This is a genomic window from Natronoglycomyces albus, assembly GCF_016925535.1.
Taxonomy (GTDB): Bacteria; Actinomycetota; Actinomycetes; order Mycobacteriales; family Micromonosporaceae; genus Natronoglycomyces; species Natronoglycomyces albus.
The window spans coordinates 3,493,677-3,516,102 of the sequence record NZ_CP070496.1 but is presented as its reverse complement, the minus strand read 5'-3'; the positions used below and the strand labels follow the sequence as shown (position 1 = coordinate 3,516,102).

The 22,426-nt window shown below is 60.4% G+C and carries 16 protein-coding genes and 1 tRNA gene; 8 read left to right on the top strand and 9 right to left on the bottom strand.

Annotation, left to right across the window (positions count from 1 at the left end; genetic code table 11):
• Window positions 1–29: 29 nt before the first annotated feature.
• The 4 genes from JQS30_RS15090 to JQS30_RS15075 form a co-directional block, all read right to left on the bottom strand.
• Window positions 30–1,688: a glycosyltransferase gene (locus JQS30_RS15090; RefSeq protein ID WP_213171062.1), complete on the bottom strand. Its 1,659-nt coding sequence runs from the start codon at window positions 1,686–1,688 to the stop codon at window positions 30–32.
• Complete coding sequence (locus JQS30_RS15085; protein WP_213171061.1) at window positions 1,664–3,364, bottom strand: CDP-glycerol glycerophosphotransferase family protein; 1,701 nt, start codon at window positions 3,362–3,364, stop codon at window positions 1,664–1,666. The genes JQS30_RS15090 and JQS30_RS15085 overlap by 25 nt, the downstream gene beginning before the upstream one ends.
• 165 nt (window positions 3,365–3,529) lie before the next feature.
• Window positions 3,530–4,243 carry an SDR family NAD(P)-dependent oxidoreductase gene (locus JQS30_RS15080; protein ID WP_213171060.1) on the bottom strand — a complete coding sequence of 238 codons (714 nt, stop codon included), beginning with the start codon at window positions 4,241–4,243 and terminating at the stop codon, window positions 3,530–3,532.
• Complete coding sequence (locus JQS30_RS15075) at window positions 4,230–4,916, bottom strand: IspD/TarI family cytidylyltransferase (protein ID WP_213171059.1); 687 nt, start codon at window positions 4,914–4,916, stop codon at window positions 4,230–4,232. The genes JQS30_RS15080 and JQS30_RS15075 overlap by 14 nt, the downstream gene beginning before the upstream one ends.
• Before the next feature lie 650 nt (window positions 4,917–5,566).
• Between JQS30_RS15075 and JQS30_RS15070 the strand changes: the two genes are divergently transcribed.
• Window positions 5,567–7,048 carry a hypothetical protein gene (locus tag JQS30_RS15070; RefSeq protein ID WP_213171058.1) on the top strand — a complete coding sequence of 494 codons (1,482 nt, stop codon included), beginning with the start codon at window positions 5,567–5,569 and terminating at the stop codon, window positions 7,046–7,048.
• A gap of 382 nt (window positions 7,049–7,430) precedes the next feature.
• On the top strand, window positions 7,431–7,997 hold the full coding sequence (locus tag JQS30_RS15065) for a hypothetical protein (protein WP_213171057.1): 567 nt from the start codon (window positions 7,431–7,433) through the stop codon (window positions 7,995–7,997).
• Between the two features lie 1,202 nt (window positions 7,998–9,199).
• On the opposite strand, the gene JQS30_RS15060 is transcribed toward JQS30_RS15065, so the two are convergent.
• Window positions 9,200–9,272, bottom strand: a tRNA-Lys gene (locus JQS30_RS15060).
• A gap of 207 nt (window positions 9,273–9,479) precedes the next feature.
• Between JQS30_RS15060 and JQS30_RS15055 the strand changes: the two genes are divergently transcribed.
• Entirely contained in the window at window positions 9,480–10,244 is a 765-nt protein-coding gene (locus tag JQS30_RS15055) for a YaaA family protein (protein ID WP_213171056.1), read from the top strand.
• Window positions 10,245–10,464: 220 nt separating this feature from the next.
• On the opposite strand, the gene JQS30_RS15050 is transcribed toward JQS30_RS15055, so the two are convergent.
• A complete protein-coding gene (locus tag JQS30_RS15050) occupies window positions 10,465–10,962 on the bottom strand; it encodes an inorganic diphosphatase (protein ID WP_213171055.1) in 498 nt (165 codons plus the stop codon).
• An 87-nt stretch (window positions 10,963–11,049) separates the two neighbouring features.
• On the opposite strand from JQS30_RS15050, the gene dacB reads away from it, so the two are divergent.
• The 3 genes from dacB (at window position 11,050) to tilS (ending at window position 15,468) form a co-directional block, all read left to right on the top strand.
• Window positions 11,050–13,134, top strand: a complete 2,085-nt coding sequence (gene dacB, locus JQS30_RS15045) for a D-alanyl-D-alanine carboxypeptidase/D-alanyl-D-alanine endopeptidase (protein ID WP_213171054.1) — start codon at window positions 11,050–11,052, stop codon at window positions 13,132–13,134.
• Between the two features lie 119 nt (window positions 13,135–13,253).
• The gene (locus tag JQS30_RS15040; RefSeq protein ID WP_213171053.1) at window positions 13,254–14,327 is read left to right on the top strand and encodes a zinc-dependent metalloprotease; all 1,074 of its coding nucleotides are present in this window, start codon (window positions 13,254–13,256) and stop codon (window positions 14,325–14,327) included.
• A 133-nt stretch (window positions 14,328–14,460) separates the two neighbouring features.
• A complete protein-coding gene (tilS, locus tag JQS30_RS15035; RefSeq protein WP_213171052.1) occupies window positions 14,461–15,468 on the top strand; it encodes a tRNA lysidine(34) synthetase TilS in 1,008 nt (335 codons plus the stop codon).
• A 291-nt stretch (window positions 15,469–15,759) separates the two neighbouring features.
• Here tilS and hpt read toward each other — a convergent pair whose 3' ends face one another.
• Window positions 15,760–16,320, bottom strand: a complete 561-nt coding sequence (hpt, locus tag JQS30_RS15030; protein WP_213173100.1) for a hypoxanthine phosphoribosyltransferase — start codon at window positions 16,318–16,320, stop codon at window positions 15,760–15,762.
• A 413-nt stretch (window positions 16,321–16,733) separates the two neighbouring features.
• On the opposite strand from hpt, the gene ftsH reads away from it, so the two are divergent.
• Both ftsH and folE read left to right on the top strand, forming a co-directional pair.
• Window positions 16,734–18,788, top strand: coding sequence for an ATP-dependent zinc metalloprotease FtsH (gene ftsH, locus JQS30_RS15025; RefSeq protein WP_343076228.1), 2,055 nt, complete (start codon window positions 16,734–16,736; stop codon window positions 18,786–18,788).
• Window positions 18,788–19,456 carry a GTP cyclohydrolase I FolE gene (folE, locus tag JQS30_RS15020; protein ID WP_213171051.1) on the top strand — a complete coding sequence of 223 codons (669 nt, stop codon included), beginning with the start codon at window positions 18,788–18,790 and terminating at the stop codon, window positions 19,454–19,456. Before ftsH ends, folE begins: the two co-directional genes overlap by 1 nt.
• Before the next feature lie 113 nt (window positions 19,457–19,569).
• On the opposite strand, the gene JQS30_RS15015 is transcribed toward folE, so the two are convergent.
• Window positions 19,570–20,592: a GNAT family N-acetyltransferase gene (locus JQS30_RS15015; protein WP_213171050.1), complete on the bottom strand. Its 1,023-nt coding sequence runs from the start codon at window positions 20,590–20,592 to the stop codon at window positions 19,570–19,572.
• 433 nt (window positions 20,593–21,025) lie between these two features.
• Window positions 21,026–21,937 carry a lytic transglycosylase domain-containing protein gene (locus JQS30_RS15010; RefSeq protein WP_213171049.1) on the bottom strand — a complete coding sequence of 304 codons (912 nt, stop codon included), beginning with the start codon at window positions 21,935–21,937 and terminating at the stop codon, window positions 21,026–21,028.
• Window positions 21,938–22,426 lie beyond the last annotated feature (489 nt).

Below are 22,426 nucleotides of genomic sequence, written 5' to 3'. Positions count from 1 at the left end.
ATGAGCATGACCATTCTATCGTCATGGGGTCAACCTCGCTGCCTGTGAACCCACGGTGCGATATACCTACGCATCCCTTTTACCAGCGATTTAACGCGAAGTGGCCATCGATGGAAATTCCCGATGTAACTGGTCTCACTAATGCGGATGCTCAGATTGCTAAATGGCGTGACGTAGTGGGACACGGTGGGTAGTGAACGACTCTGTGCGGCAGGAGCATTCGCGGGCTGTCGTTGTTTGGGGATGGTGGGGCGGCCGGTGGGGATGCCGATCCGGCGGCGGCAACGGAAGTCGTCGAGTTTTACCTCAATGTAGAAGTCCCACACTCCGCACACGTTGTTTCCTTGTGCGAGCAGCTTATGGATGTCACAGGAGGCTTCGTAACTGATGGTGGGTGCGCCCTCGGCCGTGTCGATGGTGGCAGCGAACCGTTGTTCTTCGTCGGTACCACGTTTGTGGAGCACGATAGTGATGTCTTTGCTATGTACTTGGCGGCGATCGCTTGTGACGTTGTTGACGGTGGCCGGTGGCAGATCCACAGTTCCAGCCAGTTGGTAGTGCCACTGCCTGTGTTCGAAGTGCGTGAGGTCGTGTTGGGGTTTCACCTCGGCGGAGACGTCGAAGTACTCATCGTCGACCGCAAGGTCGGAACTTCTAAATCCGGGGTAACGGGCGAAGGCGCGTTTCCCTTCGATGACCAGCGACGTGGGTTCCGGTGCGGCCTCGGCGGCGGCTACCGCTAGGGCCGCTGTGAGTTCGTCGCGTCGTGCCAGCTCAAGTTGCAGGCGATCGATCGCGGGCAACGGCGTGGACACTTCGGGGGAACACCACTGTTTTACGAACTGAGTGAACTCCGCATAGAGTTCCTTCTGCACTGATGCATCGACTTTGCTCAGGTGGCGGAGGAAGTCGCGTTGTTCCGTTTGAAAATGCCGGCGCAGTAGCAGATCACGGCGGGGGCCGGCCGGAACATTTTCGGCGACGAGGGGCAACATGTGGGCAAAGATCCGCAACCACAGTCGGGCGCTGTCGACACGTTCGGTGTTGTTTCCACCGTCGCTGCGCAGTCGATAGTGGTAGCAGTCGTAGCTAGCTAGGATCGAGATGCTGCGGGCGCGGAAGTACGCTTGCGCGGTGAACGGCTGGTCTTGTCCGACAGGTAGTTCGGTGGGGAAACGCAGCTTTGCGTCGTCGATGAGGCTGCGACGAAACAGTTTGAGCGGGTTCAGGGTCCAGTACGCGCGAGAATTGAAAATGTCCGTGCGGGGTTGGTCGTGTGTAAACATGCTGGCGGGGACTTTGCGTCCGTCGACACTGACATATTTACCGACCACTACGTCAGTGCGATTGGTATCGGCCATGGCGACCATGCGTTCGAGCGCTTCGGGTGCCAGCCAGTCGTCCGCGTCCAGGAAGAAAACATAGCGGCCACTTGCCACGTCGAGCCCGGCGTTGCGCGGAGATGCTGGTCCCCCGGAGTTGGGTTGGTGTAGGACAGTGATTTCGCTGTGGCGGTTGGCGAGCTCCTTGAGCTCTTCTCCGGTGTTGTCGGTTGATCCGTCATCGACGACAATTAGTTCACGCTTGCTTTTGTGCAAGGTTTGGTCGAGGACGGACTGCACACATTGGGCAATATGCGCTTCGGTGTTATAGACACCGACGATCACGCTGACGTCGGGGCAGGACATTGTTTGCGTTCCTTTGCATAGGTCGCGCGAGCGGCATCAAGAAAGGTGTCCTTGTACCGTTCGGGGGGCACGTTCCCCAAGTAGTATGCCTTAGTTTCAGCTCGGACGCTCTTTAGCGGATCCACGGTGAGCATTTGCCCGAGTATGTGATGAACATCCGAATCATCGGCTTTGGTGGCTGCTTCGTTCAGATTGAGAAGGTAGGAGGCGCGTGCGAGTGGGAACTGTTGTGCGAACGTGTCGCCAAGTGCCACTACATCAGTGATCGCGAAGGGTTTTTGAGAATACAACCAGTCGGGAGCCACGGCGCTGACATCGCAAACGAGGGCGTCCGAAGCGTTGAAGCAATCGGTCAAACTCATCTCATTGCTGGCTTTGGGTCCCCACGTATGGTTTCGGTCGCTATGCCGCGAATCGTGCGCAAGCAGGTCCTCCAGCTGAGCTAGCAGCCCAGCGGAGGCAAGGTTGCGGCGGGAAAATGGGTGGGGTCGCAAAATGATGTCGACGTCATGGGCAATGAGAGAATCAATAATCTTGTGCCCGTAAGGCAACGAACAGTAATTGACGTCACTGGAGTTGCCCGTCCATGTCGGGGCATAAAGCACCGTCAAACGGTCTTTCTTGTCAATAGGGGTTGTATCGACTTCGATATCGGCGACTTGAGGCCGTCCGACTATGTGAAATTTTTCGTGGGGGATGTTGACACCGTGATCGCGATAGCGGTCGATGCCAGCTTGTCCTGCGACGAAAATGTGGCTATACATCGCGGTGACGGGACTATAGCTCGACGGCTTATCGGAGTCGCCATGTAGTAGCTGCACGTGGTTAAGGTCCGAGAAACGGACGGCGTGAGTGTTCATCATGCCGTTGTTTACATAGAAAACGCTGCGGACCGACGGCACAAGGCATCTTTCGAGATCAACGATACGAGGCGCGACGACAATCGGTGAAGAGGTCAATGCCGACAATTTGGCTACGGGCTGAGGGTCGCGCAAAATCACGATAAACCGATCACCGAGAGCTTCCAGATACGGCAACCACATGGCGAGTTGATATTCGGCGCCTTCAGGCGCGGTGAAGTGCACGGCAAATTGCGGCTGAAATTCGTTCAGCGCCCGATGAACCGCAGCATCGTAATAGTTCGCGTCTTGCCTACGTCGTCGCCATTCGCCAATCACTACTCCCAACAGGCTCAACGTTCCGACGCCAGCGAGGATGCCGATTGGCCAACCCGGGAATTTAAAGGCAGCAGTGGCGATGAGCCCCGTGAGCAACGCGGTGCATAGGAACGCGGGAACATGTGGGGAGATCCGCGGGCGATAAGCGGAAAAGCTCAAATTGGCAGTGGTCAGCTGCGAGGAATCGAACGGTTTGACTAGTAGGTCGTGCTGGGTGGCGAGGAATGCCAGCAACGTGGCCGCCACAGCCAGACCAAGATCGAGATGGCCAGTCGCGGAAGCGCCAACGAGGACGGTGAGAACGAGAGCCACAATTCCCGATGTCTGCGAAGCGAAATGGGCTGGCTTACCTTTGCGCCACAGGAAGAGGAGCCCAACCAAACACAGGGCCCACCCGATCCATGCCCCCTCGGTTGCGGCGAAAGCGATGACGGCGATACCTGGCAAGCCAACCGGCATGGTGCGCCAGAACAACGTCTGAATCGCAGTTCGCATCATAGAGTGGGCTCTCTTTGCTCAAATGGCTCTACAGGTGGTAGGGATCGGGCGCTCGGTCACGGTCGTTGTCGGCGCTAAGGCATCGGTAAGTGATTTCAGACCGACGGGGATCCTCACGTGACGTTCGGTTCGACACCATTTAATTGTCGGGCGCATGCGAGCCCTTCAAAGTTTCACGACGAGCCGTTCGCTGTCGATGAGTCGACTTGCGTCGGTAGTCAGGAACTCCACGATCTGCGCGACGTGTTCGGGCTGCATGATCGTGCTGGGGTCCTCTTCGGGAGCAAGCTTGGACCGTAGTGCGGTGGCACAGCGCCCGGGAGCCAGGCAGGCCACTCGGGTTCCGTAGATCTTGAGTTCCTCTTTCATGACCTCACTCATGTTAATGAGCGCCGCTTTGGACGCGGAGTAGGTCAACCAGCCAGCACGTCCGTGCAAACCGGCAGTCGAGGCGATATTGACGATCAAGTCGAAGTGATTGCCCGCGCGTAGAAGTTCCCGGACCAGGATAAACGGGGCGTACAAGTTGACGGACATGGTGCGCTCGAAGTCGGCCAGTTCGCTTTGTTGGATAGCGGCCGGGGCGGTGTATCCGGCGTTGTTGACCAGCATGTCCACACCGCCGGTGGCCCGGTGGACGGCGGCAACGGTGTCGATGAGGGCCTCGGTGTCTCCTAGATCGACCTCGAACGGCAGCAAGGTCTTGTTGTGGGGGTTGTCCGCTTCGAGCGTCTTGATGAGTTGGTCGAAGTCATCGGAGGCACGAGCCAGGAGAGCTAGTTGGCCGTAACCGTTGTCGGCGGAAACGAAGCGGCGCACGGTTGCGGCACCGATTCCGCGTGAAGCGCCAGTGAGGAGCAGGGTTTTATTCGTCATCATTACCGCCGGAGCTGAGGAGATAGGTCGCGAGTTTGACGTCGAGGGGAGTGGTGACCTTGATGTTGCTGTCGCTTCCTTCCAGGTAGAAGACTTTGTGCCCGGCCTCGGCGCACAGAGTGGCGTCTTCGGTGAAGGTGCGTCCGCTACGGCGCGCCTGCTCATGCGCGGAGACCAAGTCCGCTTTGGCGAACTTCTGCGGCAGCTGCACGTTGCGAAGCCGGTCGCGTTCGAGATATCCGGTTACGGACTGGGTCTGCGGTTCGACCGGGGCGACAGTAAAGGGGATGGGCAGCATGTAGCTGACGTTGCTGCGTTGGTCGGCAATGATGGCGCGGAAGTCCTCGGCGGTGACCATGGGACGGGCCGATTCATGGAGGATCACGTTTTCGTTGCGACAATGGCCCAGCATTTCCCAGACGGATTCATGCCGGGTCTGACCTGCCTGAACGTAGCGTATCGGGGTTTTGATGGCGAAGTCGGAGACCAGTTGACGCAGTTCTTCGAGCCATCCGTGGGGATAGTTGAGGATGATTTCGTCGATGTCGGCGACTTCGTCCGCGGCCACGAGACTGAACACGACGATGGGGCGGCCGTCCACACGGAGGAACTGTTTGGGCGCTTCGGCGCGTACGCGTTGGCCGATGCCGCCGTTGAGGAGTACAAGGCTGTACACAGTGCCTACCTTTGTAGTGGAGTGTTGTCAGGGTTGTTGGTGCGCTATGCGGTTAGTCGGCGAGCTGCCGTTGTCGCGGTGTTGAACTGGAGAGTCGCAACGGCACGGTCCTGGATTGAATTTCTGAACTAGACACGTGTTTATATGGTGTCAGGTTGCGATGCATGCGGTGACACCGCTGGTCAGCGGCTTTTCGCTATGGCCTGTGCCGGCGTTCGTTCTACGTTATTGAGCTTCACGTTCGCGGAGAAGAGGTCTCTTTCCGTCGAAACGCGAATGGTGCTCGAGCAAAGTTTACTTGTTGGGGACCAAATATTGGTGCCACCGCTTCGTACCCTGTAACGACCGTTACGCCTGTGATCTATCGCATGGTCGCAAGCGCTGCCGGGCGTGACGTGCGCGTTTATTGACAAAGCGGCGAGAAGCTAGCCGTGGGGCGAATGGTGCCAATGGGCTTGATCGACCAATTGTCGAAATTTATGGCACTTGCCCGTATCCCCGTGCACCACTCATCGTTACCCCAATAGCGGGCGAGTCAACTCGTCCCAACTCAGGTCAATGGCGACGCGACGGCGATTCCATTCGGAGTCACTTAGCCGTCATCGTTGTACAAACCCTGACAGCAAACACGCCGACAGAAAGTGTGGACGATGTTCGACAGCAACCGCGACCGGGGTCTATGCCTCGGTTGGCAGCGTATCCGTGGAGCTGTGCGCTCCATGGCCAACGCTGGCTTGGTTGCTGGGTCCATGTTGATCGGCGCGCTGGCAGGAGCGGTCTGGGCCTTCGGCTTGACTGCTTCAGCCTCGGCAGCTGAAGAAATTGACTCAGACGTCGATCTTGTTGCCGTGACGGATTCGCTCTCCGATGAACTTGCCGACATATCGCATCTGGCCATGCGGGCGGTCCAGCAAGACCAGCTGGGCCTCGGTGAGGCATCGGGAGACTACGTCACCGAGCGACTGGTGTCGGATCTGACGCACGGAGTCGATGAGCTCGTTGACGGGGCTACGCAGCAGTTCGCATCACTGGCCGGTGAAAACCAGACCGCAGACGATGCCGGTGTCAACACGGCGCAAAAACACAGCGTGACTGACGATCGCGCTACCCGCGCAGGCGGGGACGAACCCAGTTCTCAAGATGACAGCGTGACTGCGCAGGGCGCCTCCGTTGATGCTGTCGCCAGCAGTAATGGTTCCACGGGCAACGTGTCCGGGAACGCCTTGCTCTCTGATGTGATGAACCCACTTGGGGAGACTGTCTCTCCCCTGGTGGAGAACGTCACCGAGGTGACACAGTCGCTATCGCCACTCGTCCACGCTCAGGACTCATCGCTGAGCAGCGCAACTCAGAACAGCTCAACCCAGCCAAGTGCGCTGACCCATGTGGCAGCGCCGCTGCGGGATATCCAAGGGCAATTGTCGAGCGTGGATGGAAAAGTGGGAAGCCTTGTGCAGGACCGGCCGGTCCGGCACGTGCTGGCTTCGATTCAGCTTCCGGCTGCAGGGGATGAAACGCTACAGGCTCTTGCGGCTGAGCCAGCATCGACTCTGACCGCGGTGCCGTTGGCATCGTGGGCTGCGGAACCACTGACCACATTGGCGGCTGAACTTACCTCGCCGTTGAGCGTCGATACCGCATCTGCCACGTTTTATGGTGGCAACGGTAGTGGCTGGGATGATTTCACTGGTTGGCACCAGGCTGTTGCGGCAGCCGGTCCCGGCGCATTTGCCGATGGGGTAAATGTGGGGTCAAATCCGCGCGAGGACGTCATCGCCGGTTCTTGGCCGACCCGTGGAACGTGGGGTACCGATGACAGCAGTTTCGCTGAGTGGATCAGCGAGTCGGCTGCGGCATCGGCCGCCGAATCCATGAATAACACCGTCACCGTCCGAGACGTTCACGAGACAAGCCCGGCTGGTCCGGCTCCCGTGGGCAAACTGGGCGACCTGAGTATTTTCCCCGGTGGGGCACCTGCTTCCTCTACCGGTAACTCCGCAGACTCCGCACCATCGGCAGTCTGCCTCTCCCAGTCGCACCACGTGACGCAGGTGTCATGCGTCCGTCCGGCGACGGGGAGTGTGGGGCAACCCTTGGACCGCACCGCCGAGCTGTCCATAGCCCCTGATTAGACCTACTCTGCGCCTAAGTCGCGGAGTGGGATTGTGAAAGCGCGTCCATTGTTCACCACATGGAGCTTTCTTCCGCAATGATCTCCTGGATCGCACCCATGACCCGCACTTAGGCATGCGGATAGGTCAGAGAACTTCGGAACTCAGAACCAAGTTCTTCCCTTTAGATCAGTTCATCGCCGATCCTGTGGCTGAGTTGGCAGTTGTGCCTCGATCAAGCCGCGGCCAACTTAGCCACAGGTCAGCAACCATCAAAGAAATTCTTCCCACCCGGGATGAGCGTTGCGTCAGGACGGACCGCTGAGTTTTGCTCAACGGAACGGATGGCCGCATCACCAGCCCAAGGCAGAGTTTCAACCAGCGGGAGAGAAGGAAGCAGAACATGCGCACCACACATTTCTTCACCACCATGACAACCAGCGTGGGTCAGTGGAAAGCCGGTGTTGTCTCCCACCTGCACCGCCTTCTCTCTGCGACCGGACATCACGAGTCTCGTCCCATCGACGCCCTCGGCTCCGCTGAGCAGTTCCACGGCGATTCTCGCGATTTCTCCGGTCTGTGCACACCAGAGGGGATACGTTGTGACCTGGCCAGCCGGTCTGGGACGTCGACTAGCGGGGAATCGGTGGACAGATTTCCCAGCGTCGGACCCACATCGCTGGCCGGGCCCGACGGCAGCGCGTCAATCGTTCGCGACGCAGCCGCAATTGTCGACGCAGCGACCCGGGATCTGTGCGGTAATAAGATCTCATCCGAGCAGGACTCGAACCACTCCGAACACCTAGCCGGAAGGCCAGCCACGGTTGACCGGAAGCAGGCCAGCGCGATCATGACGCTGATTGGTGCCCGGCGTGGTTTCGAGGACCTGACACCGGAACACGTGCTCAAGCGGGAGGTGAACCAACGCTCGTCTCAGTTCTGGACCGCGATGAACTACCAATCCACCTAGAACCCATCCGGTTACGCCTCACTTAGCGAGGCCGCAACAAGTGAACATGTGCCGAGTGTCCCATGGGCCACCTGCTTCCACAGGTTTCCCGCTAGACGCCGGTTACGACGACACTTGACGGTCCTCCGAGGCATCAAGCCCTGGTGAATACGGCGGAGTCGCTACCGCCACATTCGCCAGTCCCAACCGCCACAAATACGAAAGAAACCGCAATGCGATACCTGAGCCGAATCGGATGCCCAACGCCTGGGCCCGACTGCCAATCGGAACCCGATGCACGCGAAGGGCGCCCAGTTCGATCCCGCCAGGATCGGCATCTCATACGCCAACATCAGCTGGCCTGCGGCAGTCGCTAGCCGTCGAACAGCGAATGGCACCGTTGACAAACGAAAGAACACCGCACAGAACAGAACTGACTGCCATCACTGGAGAGGAAACCACCGCAATGACATCCGTCGCCCAGGAGACCGATCGCCATATCGGTATGGCCTGGTCGAATAACGCGGACGCGATGTGCACTCTGCTCCAACAGAGAAGCCATCGGCAGTGTCATTGGCTCCCCAAACCCTTGTACTGCAGGCTTGGGTACGGAATTGAGTGGATGACCTCGTCTTCGCCGAGCTTTGCCAGAGCAGGCCAAGACAGGCCGACGGTAGTCAGGACTATGAAGTGAACCGGACACCAATGGTTCCAAGCTTTGCTCGGAACGATTGAACCAGGATACTGGCGAGCGGAGTTGACATAGAGAAGACTCTGCCTGGCCATTCCAGGACGAACGCTTAGCAAGCCAGTGAGCGGCTACACCTTGTGACAAACCAGTGTAGTTGCTCACTGGCCCTAAGTGCTTTAGGCGCGGCCTGGTTTCGCGTATACATGATTGTGATAGCCCCGACACCACGGTCGTTGAACGTCTGGTTCCGATCAGTGGAGGAAATAGGGACGACCTCGTTGTGAGTACGAGCCGAAAGTTTGGCTAGGCCCCGCCTCGGCGCCTATGGGTGTCGAACGCTTCGATGGATCGTCTGAGCGCCGTGAGATTGAGCCGGTTGGCTCGGGCCGGAACACCACACTGGCCGGCCACAAACTGGCCGTGGCCGCATCGGATGTGCCCAACGTGCAGCCGGTGGGCTGGCCATATCGGTTCTACGCCTCAAACGCATACAGGTCAGGGCGGCATAAGCCGCCCTGACCTGTATTAGCTGTGACTCGCGTGGGACTCGAACCCACAACCTACGGATTAAAAGTCCGCAGCTCTGCCAATTGAGCTAGCGAGTCGTGGAGTAGCTTACCTTATGGATTGGTCCTTGGCGGGTAGAGGGCGCTGCCCCATGAGAGTTCCGTTACCTCAGCCCGTGCCTATGAATCAACGGGGATGAGTTCGCAACCGGTGACCCTTGTGACGGTAGTGGTCAACGTGACGTTAGTCGGGGTGTGGACGTCGGACTCAAGTTTGGTGTTTAGCGACCGATAGACTTGGACACCATGTTGATCTTGCTGCCTCCCTCCGAAGGAAAAGCCGCTGCGGCCGCCGATGGTCCGCCCGTGGATCTGCGCCAGTTGTGTTTTGCCGAAGAGCTCACCGACCAGCGCCGCAAGATCGTCGATGCGCTGCAAGTTGTCAGTGGGCTGGATGGCGCTGAAAGTTTCCTTGGCATTACCCGCAAGATCGGTGCCGAATGGCTGGGGCCGAATCAGCGCCTGTGGGAGTCGCCCACAGCCACTGCCGCGCAGCTGTACACCGGTGTGTTGTACGAGAACTTGCAGATTGCGACCCTGCCTGACACCAGCGGTATCTATATCTTCTCGGCCGTATGGGGCGTGCTGCGTCCTGAGGACCGGGTTCCGCCCTATCGCATGAATATGAAGGCGAAGCTCCCCGGTTTTATGGGCACAGCCGGAATTTCGCGTTTTTGGCGCGAGGGCATGAGCGAAGTGTTCGACAGCGCGCATGCGGGGGAACTAGTTCTCGATATGCGGTCGGCTGACTATGCCTCCACTTGGAAGCCGGGGAATCGGGGCATTTCTCTTCAGGCTTACCGCGAGGAGAACGGCAAACGAAAGCCCATTACCCACATGGCGAAGGCGATTCGGGGTGAAGTGGCCAACCTGATCGTGCGCGAAGGCTGTCAACCGCAGTCGGCGCAGGAACTGGCTGAGTTTTTGACTGGTCACGGCTACCAGGTGGAACTGACCGAACCCGCAGACGCGCGCAAGACCTGGACGATGACCATCGTCATTCAGGGGTGAGCGAATTGATCCACGTGGCTCGACGTGGGCGCGCACCGGCATTCGAGGTTGTCGTCGCGGCTTGATATGGCGCTGAGGCCAGGCGCCGAGGTCAGCAGGGTAGAGAACGATCGCGTAGGACTTGATCCCATCACCTACGGATTAAAAGTCCGGTGGGCCCCGAACCTTTCGATTCGGGGCCCACCGGACTTTGGCTCTTGGTGCTGAGAACCGTTGCTGCTTAGTGGCGCGTGGTATAGCCAGCCTCTTGGGCTCGCTCGAAGGAACGCTTCACTTCTGCTTCGGCTTCCTCTCGGCCCACCCAGGTCGCGCCTTCGACGCTCTTGCCAGGCTCGAGGTCCTTGTAGACGGTGAAGAAGTGCTGCATTTCCAGGCGGTGGAACTCGGCCACGTCGTCGATGTCCTGGAGACGGTCCTGTCGCGGGTCGTCCGCGGGTACGCACAGGACCTTGTCGTCGATGCCAGACTCGTCCTTCATGCGGAACATGCCGATCGCGCGCGCCTTGATCAAACAGCCGGGGAACGTCGGCTGCACCAGAACTAGGGCGTCGAGCGGGTCGCCGTCTTGACCCAAGGTGTCTTCGATGAACCCGTAGTCGGCCGGGTATACCGTGGCGGTGAAGAGGGTCCGGTCGAGACGCAAGCGGCCCGATTCGTGGTCCACTTCGTACTTGTTACGGCTCCCCTGGGGGATTTCAATGGTGACGTCGAACTCCATCGGCCGAGACTCCTCAGGGATTGGGACGAATAGTGCATTAGTTCGCGCGCGGCTTGAGCTCTGCGCACGATACGTTAGTCTGGCCCAGTGACCACCCGTGATGAAAACAGCCCCCAGAGCGGGAGTAATACACCACAGGACGACTCTGACCAGACTACCGGGGAAGCAGCTGCCGAATCCCCAACCTCTGAGCCTCAAGAGTCACAGAATTCACATTCTGATCCCCCTGCGGCTGGCTCTGACGAGCCCCGAGCCGACGGAGCAGAAGCCGAATCCGACCGTGGGTTCTCGCCTCCCAAGATTGAGTTCAGGTCCGCGTCCTCCAACGCCGACTCCGCTACCGACAGCTCCGCCTCCGGTGTGCCCGCCGAAGCGGATGCGACAGCTGAGGACGAAGTCTCCCCAATACAGATGGAGTTTTCCAAGGCTCCAACCAAAACCTCCGACCAAAGCGAAACCGAGGCGCCGGATACGACCTCCTCCGAACCACAAGGCCCGCCGCCTCCTCGCCGGCAGTGGCCCACCCACACTGGGCCCGCAAAAGGGTGGCCCACCCCGGCCACCCCGGCAAAAACGCAACCGGCACCCCCAAACCAGGCACCCGCCCGCCCCGACCCGCAGCCATCCCCACAGCCACAGCCCGTACCGGAGCCCGCGCCAGAACCACCCACTGCGTCATCGGCAGAGGTAGAAGCTACGCCGACCTCTCCCAGCGTGACCCCTGCTGAACCGGAGGCAACCTCGCCTCCGGACAGCGAGCCATCCCAGGCACCGGCAGCCGAACCAGCCGCGCAAGAACCAAAAAGGCGCTCGGCCATACCGGTGCTGGCCTCCCTGGGGCTCGTTGTCATCATGGTCGTCGCGCTGGTGGGGGTGTGGGGATTCATGCACACCCAATCACCAGAACAGGGCTCTTTCAGATGGCAGGAACGAGCCATACCGGCCGAAGCGGCGCCGGTATGGGCGAACCTCAGCCACGAGGCCCCCGTACCGGACCCCGACCTACTGGAGGAGACACTGTCACCGTTGCTGGCAGATCCGCGCATGAGTGGGGTTCTCGGCTTCACCGTCGCCGATGCGCTCAGTGGCGATGTTCTGCTCAACCTCAACGGAGACGAGCCGCTCACTCCGGCTTCCTCCACCAAAGCTGTCACCACAATGGCTGCCCTGGCCCACCTCGGTCCCGAATATCGCATCCCCACCACTGTTGTCGCCGGGGAAGAAGAAGGCACCGTGGTGCTCATCGGCGGGGGCGACATCACGTTGGCCGTCGATGACGACGAGGGCTTCTACCCAGGAGCTGGCACGTTGTCCGACCTGGCCGACCAGGTCTTGGAAGCGCTCAATGGCACCGAGCCCTCTCATCTGGTGTACGACCTCAGCCTCTTTACCGGCGACATCCAAGCCCCCGGTACCACCAACCTGGACTACGCCGAGGGCCAGACGGCTCGCATGTACCCGGTGATGACAAATGGCGGGCGATCCGTCTTCACCCCCGGCGACGGCAGCCCGACGACGCGGTTCGATCACCCAGGAGAGGCGGCCGCCGAAGCGTTCGCCGATCTGCTGGGAATCGAAGAGATCGAAGAAGGAACCGCGGCTGAGGGGGCCGAACAGCTGGGCGTCGTCCATTCCGCGCCTATGCATCGCCTTCTTGAGCACGTCATGCGAATGTCAGACAACGTGCTTGCTGATGCCGTGGCGTTCCAGGTCGCTCTCGCTACCGAGAACGAGGGGAGCTACCCGGCCGTGCAGCGAGCCCTGACGGCCAGCCTCGAAGACCTCGGCATCGACACCGCCGGGCTAAACATCATGGATGGTTCGGGACTGTCGCGCGACACCCTGATCTCTGCGGAAGTCTTTACCCGCATGCTGGTGCTGTCGATTGAGAACCCGCTGTTCACACCCGTGTTGGACACCATGCCAGTCGCCGGATACAACGGCACTCTCACCAACCGCTTTTACACCAGCCCGGCCGTAGACGCCGTGGGAAACGCCAAAGCCAAGACCGGTGCGCTCAACGAGGTCTCGTCCCTGACGGGAACCGTCGTGACCGAGGAAGGACGTCAGTTGGTGTTCTCACTGGTGCTCAATGAACGGGATTGGATTTTCGGCGCCCAGGAAGCACTCGACAATGTCGTGGGGGCGATGTCCGGGTGCGGATGCTCCTAACCCGCAGTTGCCCTCACCGGAACGAGTAGTCCGTGCGTTGGCGTCTCGACGCCAACGCACGGCGGCACACGCGAGGACATCCCTAGCTCTCAGGGCCAATAGCCGTTAGTGTTGGGGACATGACAGAAGCCACTACGGCAATTATTCCGTCGCGCGCGGCGATCCCGGCCCTCGATTGGAACACCGCGCTGGCGTGCGCGCGAGTGCTGGGGCGCGGCGGGCCGTCCGTGCCCATGGCCACGGCCACGGCCGCCGTCACCGAACTGCGAGAGGTCGCTGCGGAATCGGTCGGGATGGTCTCGGAGTACACACGCCTAGAGTGCAACCCATTGGTGCCCATAGAGGTGGTCGATCGATACCGGTGGGTTGAGGCCAATGTCGATGGCTTGTCGGCTCTGCTGCGACGTTACGAGAAACCAGCCGAGGGAGGCGAGGGCAGCAACCCGATCACGGCGGCTTCCCGTTTGGCCGGCGCGCAAGCTGGAGTCGTTTTGTCCTATGTGTCTTCAAAGGTGCTGGGGCAGTTGGAGCCATTCGCGACCGAATCGGGCCGTTTGTTGCTCGTGGCCCCAAACGTGGTGGAGACTGAACGCAAACTACGCCTTCCCACCACCGATTTCCGGCTGTGGATCGCCATTCATGAGTCGACCCACCTGGCCCAGTTCTCGGGTGTGAATTGGTTGCGTTCGCACTTTTTGCACCTCATCGACAACTTCTTCGCCGCTGACGATGAAAGCGATAGGTCGGTATCGCAGATGAGGCGGGCCTTGGCCACCGCCGCCGATGGCGTCCGCGGCCGCAATTCCAGCGGTACTTCCCTGTTGCAGGCGGTGGTTACCGATGAACAGCGTGATGCGCTCAACCAATTGCAAAATCTCATGACGGTGTTGGAAGGGCATGCCGAGGCCACGATGGATGCCGTCGCACAGACGCACATTCGCAACCTTGACCTGCTGCGCCGTCGATTCGACCACCGGCGACACCATCCGGGACCGGTTCAGCGCCTCATTAGGCAGCTGTTGGGCATGGATGGGAAAATTCAGCAATACGCGCGGGGTCGCGCCTTTGTCGACCACGCGATCGCGGAGGCCGGGATCGACGGATTCAACCGAATTTGGAACACGCCCGACAATCTTCCTACAGAGGATGAAATCGGTCGTCCGCAACAATGGTTGCAACGGATAAACCCGTGATGAGCGGCCGTGACTGCGTGAAAGTCGCCTCCGCCGCCGCATCAATGCTCTAATCCTCGCGTACCCACCCGCGCCGCATACTGACCACAGGGCCACGCCATGCGCGGGCCGAGAAAGAGCAGGCGACCAGCCAATGAATGCTAAATCGGGACGACTCCCCGCCTCAGTGGCGAGGCTTCGCAATGCTGTCCGCGCGTCCCTGGCCGATTGCGCCGCTGGGGATCTGGTCTTGGTTGCCTGCTCGGGCGGGCCCGATTCGTTGGCTTTGGCCGACGCCGCCGTCTTTGTGACGGGGAAACTTCAGATGCGGCTTGGGCTGGTGACAGTCGACCATCAGTTGCAAGAGGGCTCAGACGTACGGGCCAAGCGGGTAGCTGAATGGGCGCATGAGCAGGGCATGGACCCGGTCGAAGTGGAGACGGTTGACGTGGGGCGTGCAGGTGGGCCGGAGGCGGCGGCGCGCGACGCTCGGTACGCGGCGCTCACCGACTCGGGACGCCGACACCATGCCAAGGCAATTCTCCTCGGGCATACCCGTGACGACCAGGCCGAGACGGTGCTGTTGGCGCTGGCTCGCGGGGCGGGGCCTCGGGGCTTGGCGGGGATGCCCGCCATTTCAGGGGTCTACCGACGTCCGCTGTTGGACATTCCCCGGGCGGATACGGTCGATGCTTGTGCGCGTAGTGGGCTGGAGGCGTGGGAGGACCCGCATAATTCTGATCCGCGTTTTCGCCGGTCGCGCCTGCGTGGGGTTATGGACACGTTGACACAGACGTTGGGGGAGGGCCTGGTTGATAACTTGGCCCGTTCGGCTCGGTTGATCGCATCGGACAACAGCTATCTCGACGAGCAGGCCGCGGCGATGGTGGAAAAGGCGGTGATTGTGCCTTTCGGGCTGTCGGTCACGGTCATGGAGGAGCTGCCGGAGGCGCTGCGGACGCGCGTGATTCATGTGTGGCTGCGGGAGGTCGGGGTTCCCGGCGGCGCGTTGGCGCATAAGCATGTGGCTGCGGTCGACGCTTTGATCACTGACTGGAAGGGCCAAGGGGACGCGGCCATGCCCGGAAGGATTTTTGTGCAGCGAAAGGGGCGGCACTTGCTGGCAGTCTATGCCGCTGAGGGCCTGCCTAAGGTGGGTTAAATGGGGGCCGCGTGCCTAGGTATCGGCACCTGTCGATGTCTGTAAGCCCCTACCTTTATGTTCGCAAGTTGGTGTTTTTCGGGCAAGGAAGACGTTGACTCCTGTGGATAACTTGGTCTGCGATGCGGCTGGGGCGAATGCGCAGATCACGGGCTTATGTGAAATTTCTTCAGTGAGCTGCCCCCGAATTGATTGTCCCAGGAATCTGGCTTTTCGGGCACGGCGATATTCCCCACTTGTGGATAAGCGTGTCGCTACCTGGGGAACTTCGGTTCTCTGTGGCCGAGGAGGCTACTTCTGATAGACCTCGGGTTTCACCACGCCGATGAAGGGCAGCTCGCGATAGCGCTCGGCAAAGTCCAGACCGTAGCCAACGACGAATTCGTTGGGAATATCGAAACCCAGATAACGGACGGGCACGTCGATTTTCTGAGCGTCCGGTTTACGCAGCATCGACACCACCGATACCGACTCAGGGCTCCGGCTACCGAGGTACTTCAGCAACCACGACAGCGTCAGCCCGGAGTCGATGATGTCCTCCACGACAATGACGTGCTTACCTTTGAGATCGGTGTCCAGATCCTTCATGATCCGCACCGTTCCCGACGAGGTGGCCGCGTTCCCATATGAGGACAGGGCCATGAACTCCATCTCCACAGGAACGGTCAGGGCGCGGGCCAGGTCGGCCATGAACATGACCGCTCCTTTGAACACCCCAACCAGGAGCACCCCGTCAACGTCGGCGAAGTCCGCCGAGATCTCCTTGGCCAACTCCTTCACCTTTGCGGCCAGTTCGGCCTCGTCGATGATCACGCGATCGATCTGGTCGGCGTACCAGGCATTGGCATCCATGCTGTTGTTTGTCTCCGTAGGGCTGGTGAGCTCCGGCGTCATGTACCTAGAGTGCCACTTACTTCCCAGGTATGTCACCCGAGGTGCGTCGGTTGACCGCCATTGCTCACACTCACGCCTGGAGCCCACGGGCGCGAAAACCGACATCGTGTTCATTCGACACCGGTCTTCGCCGAGGTCATGCGCGTGCGTGACGTGACGAAGCTGACGCCTGTGACCGCCTGGACCGCCGTTAGTCGGATACGTGTTTGCCAAGGGGTACCGTGTAATGTCGAGTGAGGGCTGTGTTGCGAGGCAGTGAGGTCGTGAGTCGAAAACGCATTCGGGTCTACCTTGCCAAGTCCGCAACTCCACTTCAGGTGGCCCCACAGCCCGACGACGTCGATTTATCTTTGACCTTGCAGGAGGACCGGGTGTCCGACACCGGTAAAACCACGGACCGTAAGCGCTTCTTCCGTAGGCCGCTGGTGTGGATCGTGCTCATCGCCCTGGCTGCTGTGCTTATCGGCACGCTCTTTTCGGGCGGAAGCGACTACCGGGGGGTATCCACCTCCGAAGTCCTCACCGAGATTGACAACAACAACGTTGCCAGCGCCAACGTTCTCGACAAGGAACAGCTGGTTCAGCTGGAACTTTCCGGCGGCTCGAAGATTGAGGCGTATTTGCCCGCCGATCTGATTGGGGACGCCGCCCGCGACCTAGAGGCTTCCAATACCGAGTTCAACACCGAGGTCAATGAGACTTCGCTGTTTGTGTCATTCCTGATCAGCCTGCTGCCCATCGCCATCATCGTGTTGTTGCTGATCTTCTTCATGACGCAGATGCAAGGCGGCGGCTCGCGGGTCCTCCAGTTTGGCAAGTCCAAGGCCAAGCTCCTGACGAAAGACACCCCGAAGACGACGTTCGAGGATGTGGCCGGGGCCGACGAGGCGATCGTCGAACTCGAAGAGATCAAGGACTTCCTACAGGACCCCTCGAAGTACCAGGAGTTGGGCGCGAAGATCCCCAAGGGTGTCTTGTTGTTTGGCCCGCCCGGTACCGGTAAGACATTGCTGGCCCGTGCTGTCGCCGGTGAGGCTGGTGTCCCCTTCTACACCATTTCCGGTTCCGACTTCGTCGAAATGTTCGTCGGTGTGGGTGCTTCGCGAGTGCGTGACCTGTTCACGCAGGCGAAGGAGAACGCGCCTGCGATCGTGTTTGTCGACGAGATTGACGCGGTGGGCCGTCACCGTGGAGCGGGTATGGGCGGTGGACACGATGAGCGTGAACAGACGTTGAATCAGCTTTTGGTGGAGATGGACGGTTTCGACACCAAGGGCGGCGTGATTCTTATCGCGGCCACGAACCGGCCCGACATTCTCGACCCGGCGCTGCTGCGTCCGGGGCGCTTCGATCGACAAATTCCCGTCGACGCCCCCGATATGGAGGGCCGTAAGGCGATTTTGCAGGTGCATGCCAAGGGCAAGCCGTTCCGCCCCGATGTTGACCTGGAGACCATCGCGCGTCGCACGCCTGGATTCTCGGGTGCTGACCTGCAAAACGTCATTAACGAGGCCGCGTTGCTGACCGCGCGCCATAACGAGAAGGTCATTACCAACGAAAGTTTGGAAGAATCCATCGACCGGGTGACGGCCGGGCCCGAACGCAAGGGCCGGGTCATGGGAGACGACGAGAAGAAGGTCACCGCCTACCACGAAGGTGGGCATGCGTTGGTGGCTTTGGCGTTGCCGCATGCCTCACCGGTACACAAGTTGACGATTCTTCCGCGTGGCCGTTCCCTGGGGCACACTCTGGTGTTGCCAACGGAGGACAAGTACACGCAGACTCGCTCGGAGATGATTGACACCTTGGCTTACGCCCTGGGCGGTCGCGCTGCTGAGGAGCTGGTCTACCACGACCCGACCACAGGTGCGCAAAATGACATCGAGAAGGCCACGAAGATGGCCCGCGCGATGGTGACCGAGTTCGGTATGTCGACCAAGCTGGGTGCGGTCAAGTACGGTTCGTCGAGTTCGGAGCCGTTCTTGGGTCGCGATTATTCGTCTCAACGTGACTATTCCGATGAGGTCGCCGCGACGATCGACTCCGAAGTGCGGGCGCTCATCGAGACGGCTCACGACGAGGCGTACGAGATTCTCACCCATTACCGGGACGTGCTTGACGAGATGGTGGTGGAGCTGCTCGAGAAGGAGACGCTGAACCGTGAGGACTTGGAACGTATCGCCGCTCGGGTTGAGAAGCGTCCGCCTATGTCGCCGTACAAGCTGACTACGCACCGCAAGCTGTCGGACCTGCCGCCGGTGGAGTACGTCAATGGTGACAGTGAGGAGCCCGCGCCCAGTTCTGCGGGCAACAACGGTTCTCGGCCCCCGGCTGAGTCGGATGTCAAACCTGGCCCGTCGAACTACCCTTCGGCGTCTGAGACCGGCACCGGCGAGGTGCGAAAAGACGACTCGCGGGAAGAGTGATGAGCGTCGACGACACCCCAAGAGAAGACGGCGATTCTCCTTTGGATGCCCTAGCGGCTCGTCTGGTGGATGGTCGTATCAATGGCGGACCTATTGGTGACTCCGTTGACCTTAAGCGTATTGAGGAGGCTGTGCGCGAGATCCTCATCGCGGTGGGGGAGAACCCCGACCGTGAGGGGCTACAGCGCACGCCGGGGCGGGTGGCACGGGCTTATGCCGAGTTGTTCGCCGGGCTGCGGGTGGACCCGGCGCAGGTTATGAAGTCGTCTTTCGCCGAGGACCACAACGAGTTGGTGCTGGTTCGAGACATTGAGGTCCAAAGCTTTTGTGAGCATCATTTGCTGCCGTTTTTGGGTGTGGCTCATGTGGGCTACATTCCGGGCGCGGACGGTCGAGTGGCGGGTTTGTCGAAGCTGGCGCGCCTGGTGGAGGTCTATGCGCGACGTCCGCAGGTGCAGGAGAGACTCACGTCGCAAATTGCCGACCAGCTGCAGGATTCGCTGAAGGCCAGCGGCGTGATCGTCGTGGTCGAGTGCGAGCACACGTGTATGTCGATGCGTGGCATCCGCAAGCCAGGGGCCAAGACGGTCACTTCGGCTGTGCGCGGGACGCTCCAGGCTGACGCGCGGACCCGCGCGGAGGCGATGAGCCTGATCCACGGCTCCTAGAGCTACCGGCGCGAAGCCCTGAACAGGGGATTTTCGCCCACTGGTGTTGTGTTGTTGAGAGAGCATGGGCATTCGTGTTGCCCTGCCCATGCTCGCTAACTTTGCCCGAGGCGTTACTGGGCCAGGTTGTGCAACAGGTCCTCTACAGAGGTTTCGTATTCATACCAGTCCACGTCGTGCACGAATCCCAACTGGCTATTGACCCATTTGATGTCGCGGGCGTCTTCGGCGGTCCACGTCTGCACGTCTACTAGCTGTGGTTCGGCTCCCCGCAGTTCGGTGAGCAGGCGGGCCTTCATTGTCAGAGCTAGTCCATAGGACTTGTGCTCAGGGGCGACCACTGTGTCGTATTGGTCGGCGCGAGTGGGCCGTTGTTCGCTGACGACCAGTTCAGTCAATCCCACGACCTTTTCGTAGGGTTCTGAGATCGCGACCATGACGTGTGAGCGCATTCCGCGCCGTCGTAGCGTTTGCAGCGAGTCGCGGAGGCGATCGACGTCGGTCGACCCGCGTCGGTCGGTCGTCAGGGCGATCGGTTCGGCCGACCCGCGCAAGTACGCCTTCAATTGCGCGTAAGGCTCTAGTAGCTCCTCGGGTAGTGATTCCGAGTAATATTCCAGTCGATAACCGGCCGCGACTCGTCCGGCAGCTTCTTGCACCTTGTCCCAGTCGACTTCGTCCCAGCGCAACAAGTGCCGTTGTTCGACTACGTCACGCCTGAACCCCAGTTGGTCATAGAAGCCCACTGCCGGTGTCGTGGCGATGACCTCGACGGCCAAGTTCTCGCATTCTCGTTGTTTTGCGCATTCGGCTACCGCCTGTAGCAGTGCTTTGCCGACCCCTTTGCCGCGAGCGGACGGGCGCGTGAATAGTTCCAGAACTCCTGTGTCACGGTGCTTTCCGCCAAAGATCAACAGGTTGGCGTGCCCGAGCATGTCGCCTGAGGACTCATCGCGGTAAATGAAGGCCTGCCGGTATTCGTCCGCCATGTTCTCGGCCAGATAGTCGCGCAGCCGTTCGGGCTGCCAACGTGGTTCGTTCGGCATGTCGGTGCTGGTCATCTCGTTGAGGACGGAGCACCAATCCTGCAGATCCTGCGTTGACAGGTTGGCGGGGGTCAGCTGCTTCAGGGGCATGTATTAATCCTTACCCGATTCTCATGGCGATAGAAACCCCAAGTCACGCCTTGTGATCTGCGCGAAGCGCCACGTAATCGCGTGAAGTTCGCTCCGATCTCCACGGCGTGCCTGGTTTTCCGTGTGATGGTGTGAGCCCATCGGTGGCTGTGGGCCGCAGGTGCGGACCCGGTCGGGTCTGTGGCCCGCCGCTGCCGCCCGTTGCTTGGTGTTGATGGGCTGGCTGGTCCGCATCCGAGCGGCCAGCGCGCGTTTGTTCCTCAGTCTTGCAGCCTAAGGCACTGGGTGGGTTCTATGGGGGACAACGGGGACGTGGGTTTCCTCGGGTGACTCCTGCCAGGCGTGAGGTTCGCTCACGTCATCATATTGTTACGCGCGTTCCTGGCGCGAGGCATGGGGCCAACGCAGTGTTTGCTAGCTGATTTGGCTGGCGTTACTGGTGGCTGCGCTGTCCGTAGTCGTCGGCGCGGGCGAACACGTTACGCACGTAGGTCTCGATGGGGTTGTAACCGTAGACCGCCGCGTACCAGTCAGCGGGGTCGGTCAGATCCCGGCCGCCCGAGCAGAGGAAGTTCGCCGCCGAGACCGTCGCGTCGTCGATGTTGTGCGGGTTGGCCTCCGCGGAGCCGTCGGCGGAGGTGCCCCACTCAGCCCACGTCGAGGGCAGGAACTGCATGGGGCCCTCTTCGTCATAGTCGGGGCCGATGATCGGGCGCAGAGTGTCGCCATCGGGTTTGATGCGGTTGCCGCCGACCGTTCCGTGGTTGGACTCGACCTGTCCGATTGCCGCCAAGGTCGTCCAAGAGAGGTTGCACTGGGGGTTGTGCACCGCCGAGATCAGTTCAGCGCGCCCATAGGCGACTAGGGCACGCTGGGGGATGCCGAGGCTAGAGAGGCTGCTGGCCCAGCTATCCAGGTCTGAGACGCTGTCGACTGGGTTTGACTCGTCGATGGGGTCGGCTCGGGTGGGTCCGTCGAATTCGTCGAAGTTCAACTCTTCAAACCCACCGGTCGATCCGGGGGCGGGGATGTCAAGGTAGGCGGCCTCTTCGGGTGTGAGAGCCAGAGCGCGCCGCTCGGAGGCCTCTATCGGTTCGGGGAGGTCGCCATACGCCCAGTCGGGACCGGAGTGGGGCGCGAGGATGTGCCCGATTGCCAAGAATCCCGCCACGAGGGCGGCGGTGAAGGTGGCTTGCAGGCTGACTCGCCCGGCGCGGCTGGTTAGTCCCGCACGGGTGGCTTGGGCACCCGTGGTGAGGGCGCGGCCGGAGGCGGCGCTAGCGCGGGCGATGGCCTGGAGGGATGACGTCACCGGACGCACGATGGGGTTCTTGTGGGTCCACACAAAGATGAGTATTCCTTATTCGCGCCGGCGACTCAACCGTGAGTGGGGCCCGACGGCTCTGCCGGTCTCAAATTTTCAGCCCGCCTTCCCTCCGGCGTGTACCAAAATATGGGAACCGGGCAGGGGCTATAGGGCTTCCTGCCCGATGTGAGCCCTAACCAGCCCCCTTGTCGTGTTCGTGACGTACTGCGTTGTGCGCATTGCCAAGAAGGGTTGGGCAGTATCAATGACTTACGCAAAGATGCGCAATTGTTAACCAAAGTCGGTCGGCGCATCCGGTAGGTATGCAATGTCGCCCCCGCCCGGCAGCACGGGGCATCAAATGTCGTAGCAACCTGCGCAAATACTGGACAAAGTGGCAATAATATCGCACTGAAGCTCACCCAGGGACATAGACATTGCCACATTTACAAAGCTGGCGCGTTAATGCACTTTGCATAGCCGAAGTCGAGTATTCGCTACCTGCGGTTATTTCACCAGGTGAAATCT